This window comes from Nocardiopsis coralliicola (genome assembly GCF_054779695.1).
Window position 1 is genome coordinate 97,558 of the sequence record NZ_BAAGXT010000004.1, and the last position, 21,252, is coordinate 118,809.

Annotated in this window: 18 protein-coding genes; 3 read left to right on the forward strand and 15 right to left on the reverse strand. The window is 73.0% G+C overall.

Annotation, left to right across the window (positions count from 1 at the left end):
* Positions 1-60 precede the first annotated feature (60 nt).
* Positions 61-669: a Uma2 family endonuclease gene (locus ACYVGT_RS04870; RefSeq protein WP_460855186.1), complete on the forward strand. Its 609-nt coding sequence runs from the start codon at positions 61-63 to the stop codon at positions 667-669.
* 25 nt (positions 670-694) lie between these two features.
* Here the strand turns inward: ACYVGT_RS04870 and ACYVGT_RS04875 are convergent, their stop codons facing one another.
* From ACYVGT_RS04875 to ACYVGT_RS04890, 4 genes are all read right to left on the reverse strand, one after another.
* Positions 695-1,606: a phosphotransferase gene (locus tag ACYVGT_RS04875; RefSeq protein ID WP_460855187.1), complete on the reverse strand. Its 912-nt coding sequence runs from the start codon at positions 1,604-1,606 to the stop codon at positions 695-697.
* Positions 1,607-2,026: 420 nt separating this feature from the next.
* Positions 2,027-3,499, reverse strand: coding sequence for an FAD-dependent oxidoreductase (locus ACYVGT_RS04880; protein WP_460855188.1), 1,473 nt, complete (start codon positions 3,497-3,499; stop codon positions 2,027-2,029).
* A complete protein-coding gene (locus ACYVGT_RS04885; protein WP_460855189.1) occupies positions 3,496-5,643 on the reverse strand; it encodes a molybdopterin oxidoreductase family protein in 2,148 nt (715 codons plus the stop codon). Before ACYVGT_RS04885 ends, ACYVGT_RS04880 begins: the two co-directional genes overlap by 4 nt.
* Positions 5,640-7,007, reverse strand: coding sequence for an MFS transporter (locus ACYVGT_RS04890; protein ID WP_460855190.1), 1,368 nt, complete (start codon positions 7,005-7,007; stop codon positions 5,640-5,642). The genes ACYVGT_RS04885 and ACYVGT_RS04890 overlap by 4 nt, the downstream gene beginning before the upstream one ends.
* 197 nt (positions 7,008-7,204) lie before the next feature.
* On the opposite strand from ACYVGT_RS04890, the gene ACYVGT_RS04895 reads away from it, so the two are divergent.
* Positions 7,205-8,548, forward strand: coding sequence for a DUF2252 domain-containing protein (locus tag ACYVGT_RS04895; RefSeq protein ID WP_460855191.1), 1,344 nt, complete (start codon positions 7,205-7,207; stop codon positions 8,546-8,548).
* Between the two features lie 9 nt (positions 8,549-8,557).
* On the opposite strand, the gene ACYVGT_RS04900 is transcribed toward ACYVGT_RS04895, so the two are convergent.
* The 9 genes from ACYVGT_RS04900 to ACYVGT_RS04940 form a co-directional block, all read right to left on the reverse strand.
* Positions 8,558-9,352 (reverse strand): IclR family transcriptional regulator, encoded by a 795-nt coding sequence (locus ACYVGT_RS04900; protein ID WP_460855192.1) that lies wholly within the window; start codon positions 9,350-9,352, stop codon positions 8,558-8,560.
* A gap of 48 nt (positions 9,353-9,400) precedes the next feature.
* Positions 9,401-10,177, reverse strand: coding sequence for an ABC transporter permease (locus ACYVGT_RS04905; protein WP_460855193.1), 777 nt, complete (start codon positions 10,175-10,177; stop codon positions 9,401-9,403).
* Entirely contained in the window at positions 10,174-10,911 is a 738-nt protein-coding gene (locus tag ACYVGT_RS04910) for an ABC transporter permease (protein ID WP_460855194.1), read from the reverse strand. Before ACYVGT_RS04910 ends, ACYVGT_RS04905 begins: the two co-directional genes overlap by 4 nt.
* Positions 10,912-10,924: 13 nt before the next feature.
* Complete coding sequence (locus tag ACYVGT_RS04915; protein WP_460855195.1) at positions 10,925-11,719, reverse strand: ABC transporter ATP-binding protein; 795 nt, start codon at positions 11,717-11,719, stop codon at positions 10,925-10,927.
* Positions 11,720-11,747: 28 nt separating this feature from the next.
* Complete coding sequence (locus ACYVGT_RS04920; protein WP_460855196.1) at positions 11,748-12,791, reverse strand: ABC transporter substrate-binding protein; 1,044 nt, start codon at positions 12,789-12,791, stop codon at positions 11,748-11,750.
* 31 nt (positions 12,792-12,822) lie between these two features.
* The gene (locus tag ACYVGT_RS04925) at positions 12,823-13,683 is read right to left on the reverse strand and encodes an isocitrate lyase/PEP mutase family protein (RefSeq protein ID WP_460855197.1); all 861 of its coding nucleotides are present in this window, start codon (positions 13,681-13,683) and stop codon (positions 12,823-12,825) included.
* The gene (locus ACYVGT_RS04930) at positions 13,683-14,192 is read right to left on the reverse strand and encodes a LeuD/DmdB family oxidoreductase small subunit (protein WP_460855198.1); all 510 of its coding nucleotides are present in this window, start codon (positions 14,190-14,192) and stop codon (positions 13,683-13,685) included. Before ACYVGT_RS04930 ends, ACYVGT_RS04925 begins: the two co-directional genes overlap by 1 nt.
* Complete coding sequence (locus ACYVGT_RS04935; protein WP_460855199.1) at positions 14,189-15,472, reverse strand: 3-isopropylmalate dehydratase large subunit; 1,284 nt, start codon at positions 15,470-15,472, stop codon at positions 14,189-14,191. Before ACYVGT_RS04935 ends, ACYVGT_RS04930 begins: the two co-directional genes overlap by 4 nt.
* 554 nt (positions 15,473-16,026) lie before the next feature.
* Complete coding sequence (locus ACYVGT_RS04940; protein ID WP_460855200.1) at positions 16,027-17,403, reverse strand: hypothetical protein; 1,377 nt, start codon at positions 17,401-17,403, stop codon at positions 16,027-16,029.
* 273 nt (positions 17,404-17,676) lie between these two features.
* Here ACYVGT_RS04940 and ACYVGT_RS04945 point away from each other — a divergent pair, with 273 nt between their 5' ends.
* Positions 17,677-19,818: a WD40 repeat domain-containing serine/threonine protein kinase gene (locus ACYVGT_RS04945; RefSeq protein WP_460855201.1), complete on the forward strand. Its 2,142-nt coding sequence runs from the start codon at positions 17,677-17,679 to the stop codon at positions 19,816-19,818.
* 226 nt (positions 19,819-20,044) lie between these two features.
* On the opposite strand, the gene ACYVGT_RS04950 is transcribed toward ACYVGT_RS04945, so the two are convergent.
* Entirely contained in the window at positions 20,045-20,368 is a 324-nt protein-coding gene (locus ACYVGT_RS04950) for a hypothetical protein (protein ID WP_460855202.1), read from the reverse strand.
* Positions 20,365-21,234, reverse strand: coding sequence for a hypothetical protein (locus ACYVGT_RS04955; RefSeq protein ID WP_460855203.1), 870 nt, complete (start codon positions 21,232-21,234; stop codon positions 20,365-20,367). Before ACYVGT_RS04955 ends, ACYVGT_RS04950 begins: the two co-directional genes overlap by 4 nt.
* Positions 21,235-21,252: the final 18 nt, after the last annotated feature.

The window sequence follows — 21,252 nt, forward strand, 5'->3', positions numbered from 1 at the left end:
GAAAGCCGCGCACCCGAACAGGCGTCCGAATACTGGTTCCCGTGAGCGCTTGGAGGCATCATGTCTGTCATGAGTATCGGGAAGTCGGCGCAGCCCGACCGTCCTCTGACCGTCGAGGACCTTCAGCGCATGCCCGACGACGGCCGGCGCTACGAGCTCGTCGACGGGAGGCTTGACGTGTCTCCCTCACCGGGTTCGCTGCACACCATCGCCGAGTACCGGATCACCCATCACCTTGGCAACGTTGCCCCCTCAGACCTGGTGGTTACAGGCCCGGTGGGGATCGATTTCAACGCGCAGAAGACCCACCACCGCATCCCCGACGGAGCTGTCTTTCACGGTAAGGACTTCCAGAAGCCTCGATTCACCCGCCCACCGCTGCTTGCGATCGAGGTGCTCTCCCCGGAGAGTGTGCTGCGCGACACCAACACGAAGCGGGACGAGTACGCGGCCTTTGGGATCGAGTCCTACTGGATAGTCACCCCTGACGAGGAGAATCCTTCGATATTCGAGCTGCGGCTGGACGGCGGAACCTACCGCGAAGCGGCAAAAGTGCTCGGCAATGAGGTATTCCGCACCGAAGCGCCCTTCCCGGTGTCGGTGGTCCCCCGCTGGCTGGTGGACATGGAGGCAGACGCCGACTGGCGCGAGCACATCGCCGGCGCCTGACCCGCGCGCGCCGCCGCGCCTGCGGTCACCTCCGGCCCGCCACCGGGATCTCCTCGTTGAGGACGCGGTCGAGGGCGGCCGCGCCCGCAGGCCCCCAGGCCGGTTTTCCGCCGGGCAGGCCGAGGTCGCCGTTGCGGCCCATCAGCAGGAGGAAGAGGCTCTTCAGGGCGGCCAGGCCGCGGGCGCGGCGGATCGCCGCCGCATCGGCCCGGCCGTAGGCGTCGAAGAAGGGGGCGGCGGCCCCGGCGGGCAGGACGACCCACGCGGCCGCGAGGTCCCAGGCCGGGTCGCCGGCGAGCAGGTCGCCGAAGTCGATGACCCCCGAAAGTGTCCCCTGCACGCCCACAGCGTTGGCGGGGTGCAGGTCGCCGTGCACCCACAGCGGCGGGCCCCGCCACGCCGGTGCTGCGGCGGCGTCGTCCCACACGGCGCGGACGCGGCCGGCGAGGTGCTCGGGGACGGCCTGGCGGAAGAAGTGGTCGAAGCCCTCGGCGTAGTCCCGCGGGTGGCCGCCGCGGTCGTCACTGACCGGCGCGTCCGCGGGCGCCGGCGTGTGGAGCGCGGTGAGGAAGCCGGCCAGTGCCTGGGCCGCGTGGCGGCCGCGGCGGAGCGGGGCGGAGTCCAGCGGGACGCCGGGGACCCAGGTCATCACGGTCCAGGACTGAGGGAAGCGCTGCGAAGGCTGTCCGATCCGCACCGGCTCGGGCACCGCGAGCGGCAGGCGCGGGGCGAGGAGCGGGAGCCACCGGTGCTCCTTGCGCAGCAGCGCGGGAGCCTCAGGGGTGCGCGGCATCCGCACGGCCAGGTGCTCCCCCAGCCGCCACATCTGGTTGCCCCACCCGCCCGCCACGGCGCGCAGGGGCAGGTCCGCGAGGTCGGGGTGCTGGTTCCGCAGCAGGTCGCGGACCAGGTCGGCGGTGATCTCGGGGCCGCTCATGCGAGGCCACGCTACCGGGGCGCGGGCGCGGTCCGGCCACGCCGATGCCCGCACCGGGCCGTCGGACCGCCCAGCGCGCGCCGGGACTCGGGCAGCCGGGCCGCGCGCCGAGGGCCGAACGGGCGGTCCCGGGCGGGGTGCGGGAGCAGCTCGGCGGGCCGCCCTGCAGCCCCAGTCGGGTGCCGGAGCGGATAGCGGCCGCGAGGTGAGCGCTGCGTCCTCGCCTCCCCTCGGGGCCGACCGCGACCCGCCGGTGCCGGGCCCGGGCCCCGCACCGTGGCCGCGCTGCGCCGCACCAGCCCGCAACGGGCCGCGCGCGGGCACCTTCCCCGCCTTCGCCAGACGCGCCCTGCACCGGGCCGCTCGCGAACCCGCCGGGTGAGGCGGCCGCCGAGTGACCGGCCCCCCGGCGGACCGCGGCTACCGGGCGGCCTGCCGCCCGGCTTTCGGGGCCTCCAATCCGGCCAGCAGGGCGTCGACATCGCGGATGCAGCCGCCGCAGCCGGTGGTGGCGCGGGTAACCTCAGCGACCGCGGTTCGGGTGCGCGCGCCGTCCAGCCACGCCGCCTCGATCCCCTCGCGGGTGACCCCGTTGCACCGGCACACCGGCAGGTCCTCCCCCGTCTCGCCGCCGTCCGGCACGGCCGCGGGAAGCCCCTGCAGCAGTGCCAGCCGGTCCTCCGGCACCGCCGCACCGGACTCGAAGAGCCGCGCGACCTCCGGGGCGGCGTCGGGGAAGCCGAGCAGCACCGCGCCGCTGATGCGCCCGCCCCGCACGTCCAGGCGCGCATACCGGCCGCGCCGCGGATCGCTCACCGTGACCGTGTCCGCCCCTGCTGCGCCGCCCTCCGGTCCGGGCGGGGCGCCGTCGGAGCCGGGGTCGCCCATCGCCATCAGGTCGATGCCGGTGGCCTTGAGCCGGGTCAGCGGCCGCGCGCCGGTGTAGCGGGCGGCCGGGTCGGCGCCGGTGAGCAGGTCGGCCAGCACGCCCGCCTGGGTGTAGGCGGGCTGGACCAGGCCGGCGCCGCCGCCGGGATGGCGGGCGCAGTCGCCGATGGCGTGGATACGCGGATCGCTGGTGGCGAGCCGGTCGTCGACGACCACGCCGCCGTCCACCGCCAGGCCCGCCTGCTCGGCCAGCTCCACCGCAGGGCGCACGCCCGCAGTGACCACCAGCGCGTCGCCGGCCAGCACCCGGCCGTCGTCCAGCTCCAGGCCGGTGCCCGGGATCCAGCGCGCCGCCACCCGCCAGGAGTGCACCGCCACGCCCAGGCGGGCGTAGGCGCCCGCCAGCACATCGGCGCCGGCCCGGTCGAGCTGGCGGCGCATGATCCAGGGCGAGGACTCCACCACCGCCGCCCGCACCCCGGCCGCGGCCAGTGCGCGGGCCGCCTCCAGCCCGAGCACGCCCCCGCCGAGCACCACGGCCGGTGCGCCGGCCCGCACCAGTGCCTGCAGCCGGGCGGCATCGGCCAGGGTGCGCAGGGCGGCGACGCCGGCGCCGGGGCCGCCGTCGGCGGCGCGCACCCCGGGCAGCGGCGGCAGCGCGGCGCGGGCTCCGGTGGCCAGCACGAGGTCGTCGTAGTCGAGGTGGCCGCCGTCGTCGAGGACCACCCGGCGCGCCGCAGGTTCGAGCGCCACCGCGGTGGTGCCGGTGCGCCAGGAGGCGGCACCCGCAGCGGGCCGGGGCAGGGCGATGCCGTCCGCGCGGTAGGCGCCTTCGAGGACGCCGGGCAGCAGCACCCGGTTGTAGGCGGGGCCGGGTTCGGCGCCGACGATGCTCAGCTGCACGCGCCGCCCCTCCGGGTCGCGGCGGGCGGCCTCCTCGGCGAAGCGGGCGCCGGCCATGCCGTTGCCGACGACGGCGATGCGGCGCGGGGCGCTGGATGTCATCGCGCACCTCCGGGGGCAGCGGCAGCGGTGCCGGGCGGCGGCGCGGCTTCGGCGCGCACGGCGGCGGCTTTGAACTCCGGCATCCGGCTGACGGGATCCAGGGCGGCGTTGGTGAGGTCGTTGGCGGTCTGGGCGCCGCCGTAGTGGAAGGGGACGAAGACGGTGCCGCGGCGGATGCGGGGGCTGCACCGCAGTCGGGCGAGCATCGTGCCGCGGCGGGAGGACAGCCGCACCCACCCCGGCGCCGAAAGGCCGGCCGCGGCCGCGGTGTCGGGGTGGATCTCGGCCCAGGCGTGCGGTTCGGCGGCGGCGAGCTCGGCGATGCGGCGGGTCTGGGCGCCGGACTGGTAGTGGCCCATGGTGCGGCCCGTGGTGAGCTGCAGCGGGTAGTCGGCGTCGGGCTCCTCGGCCGGCGGCCGGTGGGCGGCGGCGGTGAAGCGGGCGCGCCCGTCGGCGTGTGCGAAGCGGTCCAGGAACATGCGCGGCGTCCCCGGTGCCGGACCGCCCTGCGCGGCCCCGCCGGCACTCCGGCGCAGCAGCGGCCAGTACAGGGCCGCGCCGGCCTCCAGGCGGGAGCGGTCGGCCCCGGAGTAGTCGGCAGCGCCGCCCGAGGTGGCCGCGCGCACCTCCTCCCACACCCGGCCCGCGTCGTCGGGGAACTCCGCGGCGCTGCGGCCGAGCCGCTGCGCCAGCCCGGACAGGACCTGCAGGTCGGTGCGGACCCCGGCAGGCGGGTCGGCGGCCTTGCGGCGCAGCAGCAGCCGGCCTTCCAGGTTGGTCAGGGTGCCCTCCTCCTCGGCCCACTGGGCCACCGGCAGCACCACGTCGGCCATCGCCGCGGTCTCGGAGAGCACGAAATCGGCGGCGACCAGCAGCTCGGTGGCCGCCAGCCGGGCGCGCACCCGGGCCGCGTCCGGCGCCGACACCGCCGGGTTGGAGCCGAACACCAGCAGCGCCCGCGGGCCGCCGGCGCGCCCCAGGGAGTCCAGCAGCTCGAACGCGCTCACCCCCGGCTGCGGCAGCGCATCGGCGTCCACGCCCCACACCGCGGCCACCGCGGCGCGCGCTGCGGGGTCGGCCAGCGGCCGGGAGCCGGGCAGCTGGTCGGCCTTCTGGCCCAGTTCGCGGCCGCCCTGGCCGTTGCCCTGCCCGGTGAGGCAGCCGTAGCCCGAACCGCGCCGGCCCGGCAGCCCCAGGGCCAGTGCCAGGTTGATCCAGGCCGAGGCGGTGTCGGTGCCGTTGGCGTGCTGCTCGGTGCCGCGACCGGTGAGCACGTAGGCGCCCGCGCCGGCCGCGGCCTCGCCCAGCAGCCGCGCCGCCCGGACCATGCGGTGCACCGGCACTCCGGTGGCCTGCTCGGTGCGCTCGGGCCACCACGCCACCGCCTCCTGCCACGCGCGCTCGAAGCCGCTGGTGCGCTCGGCGATGAACGCCTCGTCCAGCAGCCCTTCGCGGCGCGCGCAGTGCAGCAGGCCCAGTGCGAGTGCGGTGTCGCTGCCCGGGCGCGGTGCCAGGTGCAGGCCGCCGCGCTGGAGCGCGGCCTGGGCGGTGGCGCTCTCCCGCGGGTCGGCCACGATCAGCTGCGGCGCCGACAGGTGCCCCATCAGCGGCGGCATCGTCTCGGCCGGGTTGGCGCCGGCCAGCAGCACCGCCCCCGCGCCGGCCAGGTCAGCGACCGGGAACGGCAGGCCCCGGTCCAGGCCGAACGCTCGGCTGCCCGCGGCCGCCGCCGAGGACATGCAGAAGCGCCCGTTGTAGTCGATGCGCGAGGTGCCCAGCGCCAGCCGCGCGAACTTGCCGAGCAGGTAGGCCTTCTCGTTGGTCAGCGAACCCGACCCGAACACCGCTGCGGCGTCGGCGCCGTGGGCCCGCTGCAGCGCGCGCAGCCGGCCGGCCACCGCGTCCAGCGCGGTGTCCCAGTCCACCGGCTCCAGCGGCGCGCCGCGCCGGGCCCGCATCAGCGGCGACGTGAGCCGGCCGGGGTGGGTGAGCAGCGCGCCGGCCGTCCATCCTTTGCGGCACAGTCCGCCCCGGTTGACGTCGGAGTCGGCCGGCCGTGTCGCCCAGCCGCCGGCCTCCCCGGCGGCGGGCTCGACGTGCATGGCGCACTGCAGCGCGCAGTAGGGGCAGTGGGTGCGGGTCACGGCGTGCCCGCCGCCGCTCCGGCGCGCGCGGCGGCCGCCGCGCGCGGGCGGCGCAGGTAGACGGCCCACGTCACCGCCGCGCACACCAGGTAGAACGCCAGGAACGCCGCGTAGGCGGGTGCCGCGCCGCCGGTCGCCTCGAACGACTGGCGGAACACCAGGTTGATCGCGACCCCGCCTAGCGCGCCGACCGCGCCGACCAGCCCGAGCACCGCGCCCGAGACCCGCCGGAAGTGGGCTGCGGCAGTCTCCCGGTCCCCCTCGGCGGAGGCCGCACGGGCGGCATAGATCGCCGGGATCATCTTGTAGGTGGAGCCGTTGCCCACCCCGGTGAGCACGAACAGCACCACGAACGCCGCGGTGAACACGGCCAGCGACCCCACCGCCGAGGCGGCCAGGACCAGCCCGGTGCCGGCGGCCATCGCGGCAAACGTCCACAGCGTGACGCGGCCGCCGCCGCACCGGTCGGCGAGCCAGCCGCCCACCGGGCGGATCAGCGACCCGATCAGCGGGCCGATGAAGGTGACCGCGGCAGCCTCCAGCGGGGTGCGGTCGAACTGGTTCTGCAGCAGCAGCCCGAACGCGAAGGAGAACCCGATGAAGGAGCCGAACGTGCCGACGTAGAGCAGCGCCATGATCCAGAAGTCGCGGTCGCGCACCGCGGCCAGCTGAGCGCCCGCATCCGTGCGCGCCGACGCCAGGTTGTCCATCCGCGCCCAGGACACCGCGGCCGCGGCCAGCAGCAGCGGGATGTAGAGGGCCGCCAGCAGCCAGCCGCCGCCCAGGCCGACCGCGGCGATCACCGCCAGGCCCGCCAGCTGCACCACCGGCACCCCGATGTTGCCGCCGCCGGCGTTGAGGCCCAGCGCCAGGCCCTTCTCCCGCTCGGGGAAGAAGAAGTTGATGTTGGCCATGGACGAGGAGAAGTTGCCGCCGCCCAGGCCCGCGGTCGCCGCCAGCAGCAGGAACACCCAGAACGGGGTGTCGGGGCGCTGCATCAGCACCATCGCCAGGCCGGTGGGCGCCAGCAGCGCCAGCACCGACACCGCCGTCCAGTTGCGCCCGCCCAGCAGCGGCACGGCCAGCGTGTAGGGCACCCGCAGCACCGCACCCACCAGCGTCACCATCGACACCAGCAGGAACTTCTGGCCGGCCGAGAAGCCGAACCCGGTCTCGGGCACCATGAACAGCGTCAGCACCGACCAGATCGACCACACCGAGAAGCCGAGGTGCTCGGCGAACACCGACGCCCACAGGTTGCGCCGCGCAACCGAGCGGCCCGTCGCCTCCCAGGCGCCGCGGTCTTCGGGATCCCAGTGATCGATCCAGCGCCCGCGCCGGGGGGTGGCAGGGTTTGCAGTCACGGCAGCGCCCTTTCCGATGGATAGCGCGAAACGCCGCTCAGCGTAGGGAACCGCCGTTACCGCCGCGGTTCGGCGCGTAACACCGCGGCGACAAGCCCTTCACCGGACCGCGGAGCCGGCGGTGAAGCCGCCGGCTCCGCGGCCGGGGCCCCGGCGCCGGGTCGCGGCGGGGCCCCCGCATTGCCAGGATGGGCGCCATGTTCGATCCCGACGCCCCCGCCGACCGCTCGCCGAGCCGGCGCGACACCATCGTGGACACGCTGCGCACCTCCTTCGCCGACCTCATGGCCGACGCCCCCGACGCCTTCCGCACCCGCTTCCGCACCATGGCCGCCGACCCCTTCGCGTTCTACCGCGGCAGCGCCCCGCTGTTCTACGCCGACGTCGCCCCCATGGAGGACCCCTGGGCCGACGACCGCACCTCCCGCACCTGGATCCAGGGCGACCTGCACGCCGAGAACTTCGGCACCTACATGGACTCCACCGGCCGCCTCGTCTTCGACGTCAACGACTTCGACGAGGCCTACCTGGGCCACTTCACCTGGGACGTGCTGCGGCTGTGCGCCAGCGTCGCCCTGCTGGGCTGGCAGAAGGCGCTGTCCGACGACGACATCGGCGCGCTCGTCCCGCACTACGCCGGCGCCTACACCGCCCAGGTGCACACCTTCGCCGAGCACGGCGGCGACGACGCGTTCTCGCTCAAGACCGACAGCACCGCCGGCACCGTGCACGAGGTCCTGCAGCGGGCCCGGCTCAACAGCCGCTTCGAGATGCTGGCCGCGATGACCGAGCGTGACGGCTTCGAGCGCCGCTTCCGGCCCGGCCCGCGCGCCCGCCGCCTCGGCGAGCAGGAGCACGCCGAGGTCACCGCAGCTTTCGACGCCTACGTCAGCACCATTCCGGCCGACAAGCGCTTCGCCCCGCTGCACTACCGCATCAAGGACCTGGTCGGCTCGGCCGGATTCGGCATCGGCTCGGCCGGCCTGCCCGCCTACACCGCCCTCATCGAGGGCACCTCCGAGGCGTGGGACAACGACCGGGTGCTCTCCATCAAGCAGGGCAACGTCGCCGCGCCCTCGCGGGTGGTCACCGACCGCCGCATCATGGACCACTTCCTGCACCACGGCCACCGCACCGCCGTCTCCCAGCGCGCCCTGCAGGCCCACGCCGACCCGCTGCTGGGCCACACCGAGATCGGCGGCCGCGGCTTCGTCGTCAGCGAGGTCTCCCCCTACACCGAAGACCTCGACTGGAGCGGCCTGACCGAACCCGACCAGATCGGCCCCGTCCTCGCCGACCTGGGCCGTGCCACCGCCAAGGCCCACTGCGTCTCCGACGCCGATGCCGACGCCACGCTCGTCCCCGGACAGACCGAAGACGCCATCGCCGCCGTCCTCGCCGGCCGCGAGACCGCCTTCACCGGCTGGTGCACCCGCTTCGCCCACGCCTACGCCGCCCAGGCCCGCGCCGACCACGCCCTGTTCGTCGACGCCTTCCGCAACAACGCCTTCCCCGAAGTGCGGTCGGTGGCGAAGAGCTGAGCGGGCCCGCTACCCGGCGGGCGGTTCAGCGCCCTCATAGCCCAGGGCGCGCGAGAGCTCACCCGTCTCCGCCAGCAGCGGGCCGGCCATCTCCTCGGCGTGCGGGCCGAAGCGGTCGACCGGCCCGCACACCGACACGACGGCCTCGGGCTGGCCGCGGTGGTTGAGGACGGGCGCGGCGATGCTGGCGGCGCCGGCGAGGCGCTCGCCGAAGCTGACCGCGTAGCCGCGGTCGCGGATGGCGTCGAGGTCGCGGCGCAGCGCCGCCGGGTCGGTGACGGTGATGCCGGTCAGGGCGTTCAGCGGTCCGGCGTTGAGGTACTTCTCCCGGTCCCCGGCCTCCAGGAAGGCCAGCAGCGCTTTGGAGGAGCCCCCGGCGTGCAGCGGGACCGGACTGCCCAGCTCCACCGACATGCGCACCTCGCGGGCGGCGGGCACCTGGTCGATGTAGACCCGGGTCCACCCGCTGCGCAGCGAGACCGTGACGGTCTCACCGGAGCGGGCGGACAGCTCCCGCATGCGGGGCAGCGCGAGCTGGCGGACGTCGACGTTGGCGAGGTAGGCCATGCCCAGGCGCAGCGAGCCCGCGGCCAGCCGGTAGCGGTGGGTCTCGCCGTCACAGGTGAGCAGCCCCTTCCCGGCCAGGGTGGTGAGCAGCCGGTGCACCACCGGTTTGGCCAGGTCGAGCTGGAGGGCGATCTCGGTGACGCCGAGGTCGCGGCGGCCGCAGCGGGCGAAGGCGGCCAGGACGTCGCAGGCCCGCTCCACGGTGGCCAGGGTGGCCCGCGAGTGGTCAGCGGCCATGGCACCGCCCCTGCTGCGGCGGGCGGGACCGGGGACTCTGCTGCGGTCTCACAGGTTCACCGCGACCTTTCCGGTGCGCGACTCGAGGCGCTCCTGCCACAGGACGAAGAGGAACGTTCCCAGGAACGCGGTGAAGACGACCAGCGAGATCACGCCCAGCACCTGGTCGGACTGCTGGAGCGTGGTGTAGTGCAGCAGCCGCGCGCCCAGGCCGTGGTAGGAGGCGAACATCTCCGCCAGCAGCAGGCCCAGGAAGCACAGGCTGAAGCCCAGCCGCAGCGCCACCACCACCTGGGGGCGCAGCGCGGGCAGGTAGACCTGCAGGATCTTCTGCCGCCGGGTGAGCCGGAGCGAGCGGGCCACCTTGGTGTAGACGCCGGGCAGGGTCCGCCCCGCCTCCACGCAGATGATGATGATCGGCAGGATGCCGTGCAGCACGGCGAAGGCGATGCGCCCCTGCAGGGTGAGGCCGAACACCAGCAGGAAGACGGGGTAGAGCGTGACCTTGGGGATGGAGTAGGCCACGAGCAGCAGCGGATTGAGGGCGCGGGTCCAGTAGTCGCTCATACCGATCGCCAGCCCGGCCGCGGTGCCGAACAGGGCGGCGATGGCGAACGACAGCAGCAGGGCGCCCAGCGTGGTGGAGATGTCGGAGGCCCAGGCGCCCAGGTTGGCGGCGAGGGCCGCGCCGGCGTGCGCCGGAGAGGCCACCGCCCGCTCGCCCACCGCCAGGTGGAGCAGCTGCCAGGAGCCGATCAGGACCAGGACCACGGCGATGCGGCTCGCCATGCGGACCCGGGGGTCACCGGCCGGGGATCGCGTCATGTGCGCAGCCTGCCTTCCACGTAGCGCAGCGCCGTGGTGATCGCGATGGCGAAGGCCAGGATCAGCAGGATCGACGCGTACATGCCGTCCAGGTCGAAGTTGTTGTACTGGTAGGAGACGTTGAAGCCGATCCCCTGCGCGGACAGGATGAACTGCGTGGCGATCACCCCGATGATGGAGTAGACCGCCGCCAGGCGCAGCCCGGTGAAGATCTGCGGCCACGCGGCCGGGAAGAGCACGTACACCAGCATCCGGCGCGCGGACAGCCGGTAGGCGCGGCCGACCTTGACGAGGCTGCTGCGCGTCTGGCGGAAGCCCAGCGCGGTGTTGAGCACCACCGCGGGGACCGCCGACAGCGCGGCGGCGAGGATCACGGCGGCGCTGCCCATGCCCAGGACGCTGATGAAGACCGGATAGAGCACGAAGGACGGGATCGCGTACAGCAGCAGCAGGTAGGGCTGCACGGCGTGGTGGAGCAGGTCGGAGCGCCACAGCAGGACGCCGAAGGCGATTCCGGCGGCGGTGGACAGCGCGAAGGCTCCGGTGACCTGCGCGAGCGTGGGCACGAGGTGGAGCGCGCGGAACTCCGGGTCGGCGAGGTCGGCGCTGAGCCGCAGCACGATGTCGGTGAGCGGTACGAAGGTGAACGGGTCGAGCAGCTGCAGGCGGGTGGCCGCCTCGTAGCCGGCGACCAGGGCGACGACGATCACGGTGCGGGTGAGTGCGGCAGGCATGGGGCCACCCGCCTCACTGCCGGGCGGGCGGCTGGCCCGCGTCGACCAGGGACGCCTCTTCGAGGCAGGACCACAACTGCTGGGTGATGGCGGCGAACTCCGGCGTGAGCAGCGCCGAGGCACCGCGGGGGCTGGGAAGCGGGCTCTCGACCACCGCCTTGATGCGGCCGGGGCGCGCCGACAGGACCACGACCCGGTCCGACAGCAGCGCCGCCTCCTGGATGCTGTGGGTCACCAGCAGCACGGTGGCGCCGGTGCGCGCCGCGATGCCGCGCAGCTCACCGCCGATGATCAGCCGGGTCTGCTCGTCGAGTGCGCCGAAGGGCTCGTCCATCACCACGATGGAGGGCTCGGTGACCAGCGTGCGGGCGATGGCCACCCGCTGGCGCATACCGCCGGAGAGCTGGTGGGGATAGGCGTCCTCGAAGCCGTCCAGCCCCACCACCGCGATCATCCGGCGGGCGCGCTCGGCACGCTCGGCGCGGGCCACGCCGCCCATCTGCAGGCCGAACTCCACGTTCTCGCGCACGGTGCGCCACGGGAACGTCGACTCCTCCTGGAAGACGACGCCGATCTCGGAGCGGGGCCCGGCCACCGGGCTGCCGCCGACGCGGACCGTGCCGCTGGTGGGTGCGCGCAGCCCGGCCAGGATCTCCAGTAGCGTGGTCTTGCCGCAGCCGCTGGGCCCCACCACCGCGAGAAACTCGCCCTCGGCGACGTGCAGGGAGAGCCGGTCCAGGGCCGCGACAGCGGTGCCGCCGCCGTCGTAGTGCTTGGTCAGGTCCTCGACGACCATGATCGGTTCCATGTTCCTCCGCCTGCCGGTGTGTGGGGGGTCAGCCGCCTGAGTCGAGTCGGGAGGGGTCGATGCGCAGCTCCTCGGGGAGCTGCTCCTGATGCAGCAGCCCGTCCCACTCGATCTGCTCGTCGGCGGGCAGCGTGCCGGACAGCCGCATGCCGCGCACCGCCTGGTTGGTGCCCTCGGGGTCGAGGCCGGTGCTCCAGAACTCCTCCTCGGCCAGGCGCTCGACCGAGGAGACCGACGCCTCGGTGTCGACCTCGGCATACTCCGCGAACAGCCGGCCGGCCTCCTCGGGGTTGGCGCCGATCCACTCCACGGCGGCGGCGTGGGCGGCGAGGAAGCGCTCGACGAGGCCGGGGTTGTCCTCCACGAGCTGCGGCGAGGTCACCAGGACGCTCTGCTGGAACTCGGGGAGGTAGTCGGAGATCCCGAAGACCGGCGACCACTGCCCGCCCTCGATGGTGTAGAGGGGTTCGGCCAGGTTAGTGGCGTCCACCTCGCCCTGCTCCAGCATGACCATGCCCTCTTCGGGGCCGCCGGTGTGCACCACCTCGACCTCGCCGGTCAGGCCGCGCTCCTCCAGGATCACCTGCAGGGCGGTCTCGGTGGAGGAGCCGGGGTTGGTGACGCCGACGCGGTGGCCCTTCAGGTCCTCGATGGCGGCGAAGTCCTCACCGGGCCCGGCGACGTAGAAGGTGCTGCCGAACGTGCGCACCGAGCCGCCGACGATGTGCAGCGGAGCGCCGGTCTGGAAGGACTGGACCGCGGCGGCGGTGCCCACGTCGCCGAAGGCGAGGTCGCCGGAGAGGACGTTGCGCACCGTTGTTCCGCCGCCGTCGCCGGGGATGATCTCGCCGATCTCGATGTTCTCCGCGGCGAAGAAGCCCTCTTCGATCGCGACCTTGTAGGGCAGGCCGTAGTAGCCGCTGGGGTAGTGGGTGACGGTGATGTCGAACCGGTCGGGCTCGCCGTCGGCCGATTCGACGGGCCCCGACGCGCCGCACCCGGACAGCAGGAGTGCGGCCGTCAGGCCGAGGGCGCACGGCCGTGCGCCTGCGCGGAGCTGGTCCTTCGGCATGGCTGGCGTTTCCTTCGCTGGGGGGCTGCTGCTAGGCGTAGCGGGCCTGGAGGGCATCCCAGTCCTCCGAGCCGAACCGGCGGAAGCGCTCGGTGAGCGGCGGCGTGCCGGCCGGGGTCCCGTCCTGCTTCCACATGTCGGCCAGGGCGCGGTCGCAGGCCGACAGGGCTGCGGAGACGGTGATGCCGGGCACGATGCACAGGGCGTAGCCGTGTGCGGCGGCCTCGGCGAACGGGGTAGCCGGCGTCTTCCCGCCGGCCACCGAGTTGAGCAGGCAGGGGCCGCCGACGCGCCCCGGGATTGCGGCGACCTCCTCGGGCGTCTGGGGCGCCTCGACGAAGGCGATGTCGGCGCCGGCGTCCAGGGCGAGCCGGGCCCGCTCGACGGCCTCGTCGAAGCCGAGGACGGCACGCGCATCGGTGCGGGCGATGATGACGAAGTCGGGGTCGGAGCGCTCGCCGACCGCGGCGCGGATCTTGGCCAGGTAGGCGTCCCGGCCGATGACGCGCTTGCCGTCGAGGTGGCCGCAGCGCTTGGGGTACTCCTGGTCCTCCAGGTGGATCCCCGCCACCCCGCGCCGCTCATACTCGGCGACGGTGCGGATCACGTTGAGCTCGTTGCCGTAGCCGGTGTCGGCGTCGGCGATCAGCGGGATGCCGATCGCGGCGGCCATCCGGCCGGCGTTGTCGGCCATCTCGGTGAGGGTGGCCAGCCCGTAGTCGGGATAGCCGAGCATCGCGGCCGTCCCCGCACCGGTCATATAGCAGGCGCGGGCGCCGGAGTGCTGCACGGCGCGGGCCGACACGCAGTCGTAGGCGCCGGGGGCGACCAGCAGGCCGTCCTCGGCGAGGAGCTCTCGCAGTTTCCGGGCCGGACTCGGATGCGGTCCCATCAGACATACCCTTCGCTTCGCAGGCGCTCCAGCAGTCCGCCGGACCGGATGATCTCCATGAGCAGTGGGGGTGTGGCGGTGCCCTGGAGCACGGCGCCCGAGGCGGCCGCGCGCAGCGTGCCGGCCTCGGCGTCGACCTCCACCCGGTCGCCCTCTGCCGCCGCGGCCGGCGCGCCGGGGCATTCCAGGGCGAGCAGCCCGTAGTTGATGCAGTTGCGGTAGAACAGGCCGTTGAAGCTCTCCGCGACGACCGCGCCGACGCCGAGGAGCCGGAGCAGCTGGGGAGCGGGGCGGCTGCTGCCGGTGCCGAAGTTGCGCCCGGCCAGCAGGATGTCGCCCTCGCCGACCTCCTCGGCCCAGCCCGGCCGGTAGTCCCGGAAGACGAGCCGGACCTGCTCGCTGACCGGCTTCTTGAACGTCTCCGAGGGCATGATCAGGTCGGTGTTGATGTTGTCGTCGGCCATGACCCAGGCGCGGCCGCTCCGCACGGCGCCCCGTGCGCCGCTCATCGCGCACTCCCTTCGGCCGGGTGGCGGGCGGGGTAGTCGGCGGGGTCGGCGATGCGCCCGGCCACCGCGGAGGCGGCCACGGTCGCCGAGGACGCCAGGTAGATCCGGGCGTCGGGAGAGCCCATCCGCCCGCGGAAGTTGCGGGTGCTGGAGGTGATGCAGACCTCGCCGGCGCCGACCACCCCCATGTGGCCGCCGTAGCAGGCGCCGCAGGTGGAGTTGGTGAACACGGCGCCGGCGCCGACGATCGTCGCGACGTAGCCCAGCGCCGCCGCCTCCTGGTAGATGCGCTGGGAGGCGGGGGTGACGATGAAGCGGACGCCGGGGCTCACCGTCCGGCCCTGCAGGATGCCGGCCACGACGCGCAGGTCCTCCAGCTTGCCGTTGGCGCAGGAGCCGACGAACGCCTGGTCGATGGCGATGCCGGCGTCCTCGGCGACCAGCTGGGCGACATCGAGGGTGTTGCCGGGGATGGAGTCGGGGCGGGCCACGGCGGGGCGGATCGCACCGAGGTCGACGGTGCGGACCGCCGCGTACTCGGCGCCGGCGTCGGGCTCGACGGGGTCGAACTCTTTTTCCGTCCGGCCGTCGAGATAGTCGGCGACGACCGCGTCGAAGGGGAATACCGCGAACTCGGCGCTGATTTCCGCGCACATAGTGGAAAGCGTGCTCCGGTCGTCGATCGAAAGCACACCGAGGGACTCGCCGCCGAATTCGATGGAGAACCCCTCGGCACTTCCGTACTTTCCGGCGATGTGCAGGAAGATGTCTTTCCCGTAGACGTCGGGATGCTTCTCCCCGACCAGTTCGTAGCGGATGGTGGGCGGCACCTTGTACCAGGTGCGCCCGGTGCACACGATCTGCAGGATCTCCACCGGGCCCAGCCCGCGGGCCAGGCAGTTCAGCGCTCCGGAGGCGATCGTGTGGGAGTCGGAGCAGGCCAGGATCGACCCGGGCAGCGCCAGGGCGTTCTCCATGATCACCTGGTGGCAGATCCCGTGTGCACCGACGTCGAAGAAGCGCTCGATGCCGAACTCGCGGGCGAACGCCCTGGCTCTGCGGTGCCCTTCGGCGTCGTGCACGCTGGGCGCCGGGACCGTGTGGTCGAGGATGACCGCCACCGCCTCGGGATCGCGGACGTACTTCGGCACCAGGTCCTCGCGCCCGGGCATCGAGAAGCCCAGGTCCAGCATCACCGCCATGTCGACGTCGCACACCACAATGTCACCAGGGCGGGCGCCGGTTTTTCCGGATTTCTTCGACAGAATCTTCTCTGCCATCGTCATTGCCAAGCCGAATAATCCCTTCGCCGGAGCCTCCGGGCTCACCGAAAAAGAGTGGAGTATTTCGCTTGATTAAGGTTCCACCGAGGATACGAAGGCCCAATCAAGGGAGTCAATACGCGTACCGCAATAAATTCTGACGTTCCGGAAACAGGAACACGCGGCGTTCATCGGCGAATCCCTTCACGCCCCCCCCAGAATCCCCGCAACCGCCGGCGTTTCCGCCCGATGGGCGCAGGCTGCTGCCTGTCTTCCAGCTGCGCTGGGTTGCCTCCCGGCACCGCTGCGCACGCAGCGGTACGGGCCCGGACACGTCGCATTGGCCGGGAGAACAGGGAGGGGGCCGGTGCCGGCGGGTGCGGCGCCCGCGAGCGGCTCGGCCAACGCTGGCCGGTGCGGTGCAGGCAGCGGTGCGCCCGCTGCGGATCCGGCAGGGCGGGCATGCCGGGCTGCGGAGCCGCTGCACGGCGTGGACGGGCGACCCGCCGGCGTTGCCGCACACCGGCAGCAGGTATGCCGGCAGCGTCTGCGGCCCGGGGAAACGGGTCAGCTCACCGCCGCGGCGCAGCCGCCTGGAACACGGGAGGACCAGCCTTCCGTGGAGTGGGCGCGGAGGAGCGCGGCCTCCGTGCAGGGCTCCCGATGACCGTATGGAAGGGGCGCGGCTCCGCTCCGATCCCGGCCACGCGCCCCCACGGCAGGCAATCCGCCATCGCGTGGCCCATGGCCGTTGCCCGGCCACCGACCAGTTTGCCGAGATGAACGGCGGTGGTGAACAGGATCGTCTCCGCCAGCGCCGTCGAAAGCGCCGCCCGCGCAGCTCCCCTGTGCGGCAACAGGCCGGATCTCTGCAGTGTCCGGTACTTCGTCAGCGCCTGCACGGCCCAATCGGGGTTGCCGTCCGGCCCCACAAGGGAAAGAGCGCGCGCCACGGGCTCCACCTCAGGGGCCGGGCAGCGCCCCTTCGGGCCGACCTGGAACCCGCTGGGAGCGCGCCCTTCAGACTTGTCCTTCCCTGTCGGAAACAGGTTGAGGGCGATGTCCGGGAGGCTTTTCCCGCCGACGAGGCTCCAGCCCTGGACGCGAGAGAGGTCGTCGGAGAAGTCCTTCTCCTGCATGCGGTCCCACTGCGCCTCGAAGTCCTGCAGGGCAGCCTCGCCGAAGGTGTCTCTGATCAACTCGATTGATCCCGGCTTGCGCGAGATCATCCCCAGGATGACGGCTTCGACAGCCCCCGGGCTGATCCGCATGGTCTGCAGTACCCGCGGCAGGTTGTGCAGGACCGCTGAGGCGAGGTCTGCCACGGTCTCCGGTGGGCGGGCCAGCGGGTCGCTGCCCGCATCGGGGCTGCGCATCGCCCCCCACGGGCCGACGATCCGTTCTGCCGAAAGGAGCATGAAAACGAACTGCTGCCTGCCCGACCGAAGCATGTCCGTCTGGAAGTCCTGGAGGTTCCCGACGCCGTGCTCGTGCTGGAACCGGATCTGCGCATCCCGGATCGGGTAGTACGGGTGCTCTGGATCCTCCAGGTGCGGTCGGGACGGGTGCCGGAAGACTTCCGCAACCGCCGCCTCGAACTTGTGGAGCAGTGTGCGCATGAAGGCTTCCTGATCAGCTCGGTAGGAAGCCTCGTGGCGCGGATCGAACAGCAGCTGCGGCTCAGGGGTCGATGCCTGGATCCGGGGATCGATCAGGCTCCCCGGGTGTGACGGGAATACCTGCTCCACGCTGTCCGCGAAGACTCTCCAGTGAGCGACCTCGGCCAGGGACATGGTGAGCGCATTGTTGACGGCCGTGAAGTATTCCCTGTCGGTCATCCCCCGGGTGAGCTCAGCGAGCCCCTCCGAACGGAGGATTTCGCCGACTCGGTTCGGGTCGGCCCGCACGGGAGCGAAGTACTTCCAGACCGCCGGGCCGTTCTCCCGCATCCCTGCTCCGCCTCTCCGCTATGGAACCGATTGGCTGCCTCCCCCTCCTGCAGGCAGAGTCTGCCACGCTCTGCCCCGAGCACTACATGCCTTCAGCTCACCTGCCCTCGGGGCGGGAAGCCCGGCTGGCCCTGCGGCGCCGATCCCGTCGTCGGCAGACAGCTCCATTTGCCCATGCTGATTGGCACCTGCATCCGCTCGAACTCGGCACGGCCGCCGCAGAAGAGGTGCGGGGCGGTGCCTTTCTGCGGTGCGGGGCATTAGCGTCACGCTATGGAAATGAGTTCCAGCATCCCCTACTCGGCGATCACCCTCGCCGCCGAGGAAACGTCCACCCCCGTCTGGGCGATCGTCCTCGCTGCGTCCATCGGTATCGCCGCAGTTGCGGCCGGCCTGGTGTGGGTACGCCGCCGGGGTTCGGGGAGCAGCAACGCCCCCGCAGCCGGAGAGGCAGGGCCTCCGACCGCACCGAACAGTGGCGGCCCGGGGCACGTCGGCCCCTACCGCGTGCACCGGCGCCTGGGGGTCGGGGGCATGGGGACGGTTTCGCTGGCCACCTCACCGGGTGGCCGCACGGTCGCAGTGAAGGTCGCCCACCCCGAACTGGCCGGGGACACGGAATTCCGGCGCCGGTTCACCATCGAGGTGGAGGCCGCCCGCCGCGTCGGCGGCTTCTACACGGCCCAGGTCGTCGATGCCGACCCTGACGGCGATCCGCCATGGCTGGCCACCGCCTACATCACCGGCCCCACCCTGCTGGAGGCGGTGCGCAGCCACGGCCCGCTGCCGGCCGCCTCGACCGCCGCGCTGGGCGCGGGCCTGGCCGAGGGCCTCGCCGCGGTGCACGCAGCGGGCGTGGTCCACCGCGACCTCAAACCCGGCAACATCATCGTGGCCGCCGACGGGCCCCGGCTGATCGACTTCGGTATCGCCCGCGCACTGGACGCCGCCGCAGCGACCCGCACCTCGGCGGTGCTCGGCACGGCCGCCTACATGGCCCCCGAGCAGGTGACCGGGGGCGGGATCGGGCCGCCGTGCGACGTGTTCGCCCTGGGCTGCGTCCTGGTCTTCGCCGCCACCGGACGGAGTCCCTTCGGAGAGGGGCCCTCCCATGCGATCACGCACCGCATCGTGCACGGCGAACCCGACCTGTCCGGCGTCCCGCAGCCACTGGCCGAGCTGGTCGTCACCTGTCTCGCCAAGGATCCCCGGGACAGACCGACCGTGGAGCGCGTACTGCAGCGGCTCGCCGCGGAGCCGCCCGGCAGCCGGGATGACGCGCAACCGCAGCCCTGGCTGCCCGACGACCTCACCGAGGAGATTGCGGCGCGCGCAGCGGACGCGGAGGAAGCCACCGGGCCGCAGAACAGTCCCGCCGTGCTCCAGCAGAGCGGTCTCCTCCCGCCCACCCGCCTGGAAGACCGGGCGCAGCCGCCCCGCTCCCGCACACGGAGGTTCGCGTGGGCGGGCGGAGTCCTCGGGACGGCCGTCCTGCTGGCCGCCGCACTGATCGCCTGGGACACGTCGCCGCGGCCCGAGCTCACCCTCGACGACCACGACGGCACGGTGCAAGGCGTGGCGTTCAGCCCCGATTCCGCGGTGCTGGCCACCGGCGCAGAGGGGGGCGTGCAGTTGTGGGACTCCCAGACCGGCGAGCGACTGCACACCATGGAGGCCCCCGGGGTGCAGTCGGTGGCCTTCTCCCCCAGCGGTGATCGCATCGCCGCGGGCTGCCGCCACTCCGTCTGCCTCTGGGACACCGGCAGCGGTGAACTCGTCGAGGAGCTGTCCGGGCACGAGGGTGCGGTGCACGACGCCGCCTTCAGCACCGAAGGCGGCCTGCTGGCCAGCGCAAGCCAGGACACCACGGCGCGGATATGGGACGCCGAAACCGGCGAGCACCTGGACACCGTTGGGACACCGTCCAATGCGAACGCCGTGGCGTTCGATCCCAGCGGAGCAATGTATGTAGTGGCCGGCAGCACCGACATCAGCCTCTGGGACTTCGACGTCGGTCAGCGGATCTACAAATTCGGCGCCCACGACGACAGCGTGGTACACGCGGTCGCCTACTCCCCCGAGGGCACGACGTTCTCCTCCGGAGACGCCGACGGCACGGTGCTGGTGTGGGACGCCCAGACCAATGAGCGGCACCTCACGCTGAAAGGGCACACGTCCACAGTGAACAGCATGGCCTACACCCCGGACGGATCACTGCTGGCCACCGTAGGCAACGACCGCACCGTCCGGCTGTGGGACACCGGAACAGGAGAGGCTCTGGCCGCGATCGAAGGGCACGGCGCGCCCGTGCACGCGGTCGCGATCTCCGCCGACGGGGCGACGCTCGCCAGCGCAGGCCAGGACGGCGCAGCGCGCGTATGGAATCTCGAGGAGCTGCTCGCCGACGCCCGCTAGACCGCCCCTGGCTCCCAGGCAGCGCCAGCACGACCCGGCACGTGGCCCCGGCAGAGAGGGCGCCGCCGTCGAGAACGCGGCGGCGCGAAGCCGCCGGCAGGGCTGTGGGATACGTCGGAGCGCCGCGGCCCTGCCGATCGAACCCGCGCTGTCGACGCCTGTCCCGCCGCCGGTGTGCGCGGACGGGCGTGCCCGGGGCCGCTCGGCCCCGGGCACGCCGGGCGGATCAGAAGAGAGGGCGGGCGGCATCTGCGGTCGCGGCGCGCAGGGCCCAGGTGCTCAGTTGGTCGGGGTCGGTGCAGGAGGCGATGCGTTCGCGTTCGGAGGCCGACAGCGCGATGCCGCGCTTGGCCGCGATGTCCAGAACGAGCTCCGCCTTCCCCTCCGCTTTCCCTTTCACCTCTCCGTCATGGAAGGACTGGCGGAACAGCTCCGTCTTGTACTCGTACCAGGGATCTTCAGTCCTGCGGCTGCCCGCCACCTCACTCGTGCCGGGGCAGGGCCGGGAGCGGTCCGCGGCGTCACCGGCTGCCTGCGGATCCCCGCTCACGCGAAGAGCTCGCCGGCCGTGGCTGCGGTCGCGGCGCGCAGGGCCCAGGTGCTCAGTTGGTCGGGGTCGGTGCAGGAGGCGATGCGTTCGCGTTCGGAGGCCGACAGCGCGATGCCGCGCTTGGCCGCGATGTCCAGAACGAGCTCCGCTTTCCCTTCCACCTTGCCTTCCGCTTTCCCTTTCACCTCTCCGTCATGGAAGGACTGGCGGAACAGCTCCGTCTTGTACTCATAGGTCGATGCGTTCACGGCATCCTCCAGGTACTTCCGGGCCGCGGCCGGCAGTGCCGCGAGCACATAGTCAGAATAAAGGCTGGTCGCGGACTCGTCGACGGCGACGAGGGCGGGGAGCAGGGCGTCCAGGACGTCGTCGGACGGCTGGGGCTGGTGGGCCGCGGCCAGGACGGCCAGTTCGGGGTGGGCTCGGGCCTCCTCGGGGTCGGTGATCGGCTGGAGCAGGTCCATGTCCAGGGCGATCGGGCGCACCTGTCCGCACCCCAGGTCGATCGGACCGCCCGCCCATGCGGCGGTCGCGCGGTCGGGGACCAGGACGAGCAGCCGGACCGGGCACTTCAACCGCCCCCGGACGAGCGTGACGTATTCGGGCCAGGTGTATTTCTTCGCGGCATCGGTTCGACGCTGGACCTCGGTGATGATCGCAAGCGCCGCCTCGCCTTCGTCCTCGCACACGGTGAGGCTGTCAACGCGCAACTCGACCGGTGCGGTGGTGGATGCGTCGCTGGCGTCGCAGCGGATCCTGGAGTAGTCGGGCAGCGGTTCGCCGGCTGCAGCGGCGAGCAGGTCGGCCGCAGCCCGCGGGGCCCGCCGGATCATGTCGAGCGGGAATTCGTGTTCTTGGGAGGGCATGCGAGAAAAATAGCGGCA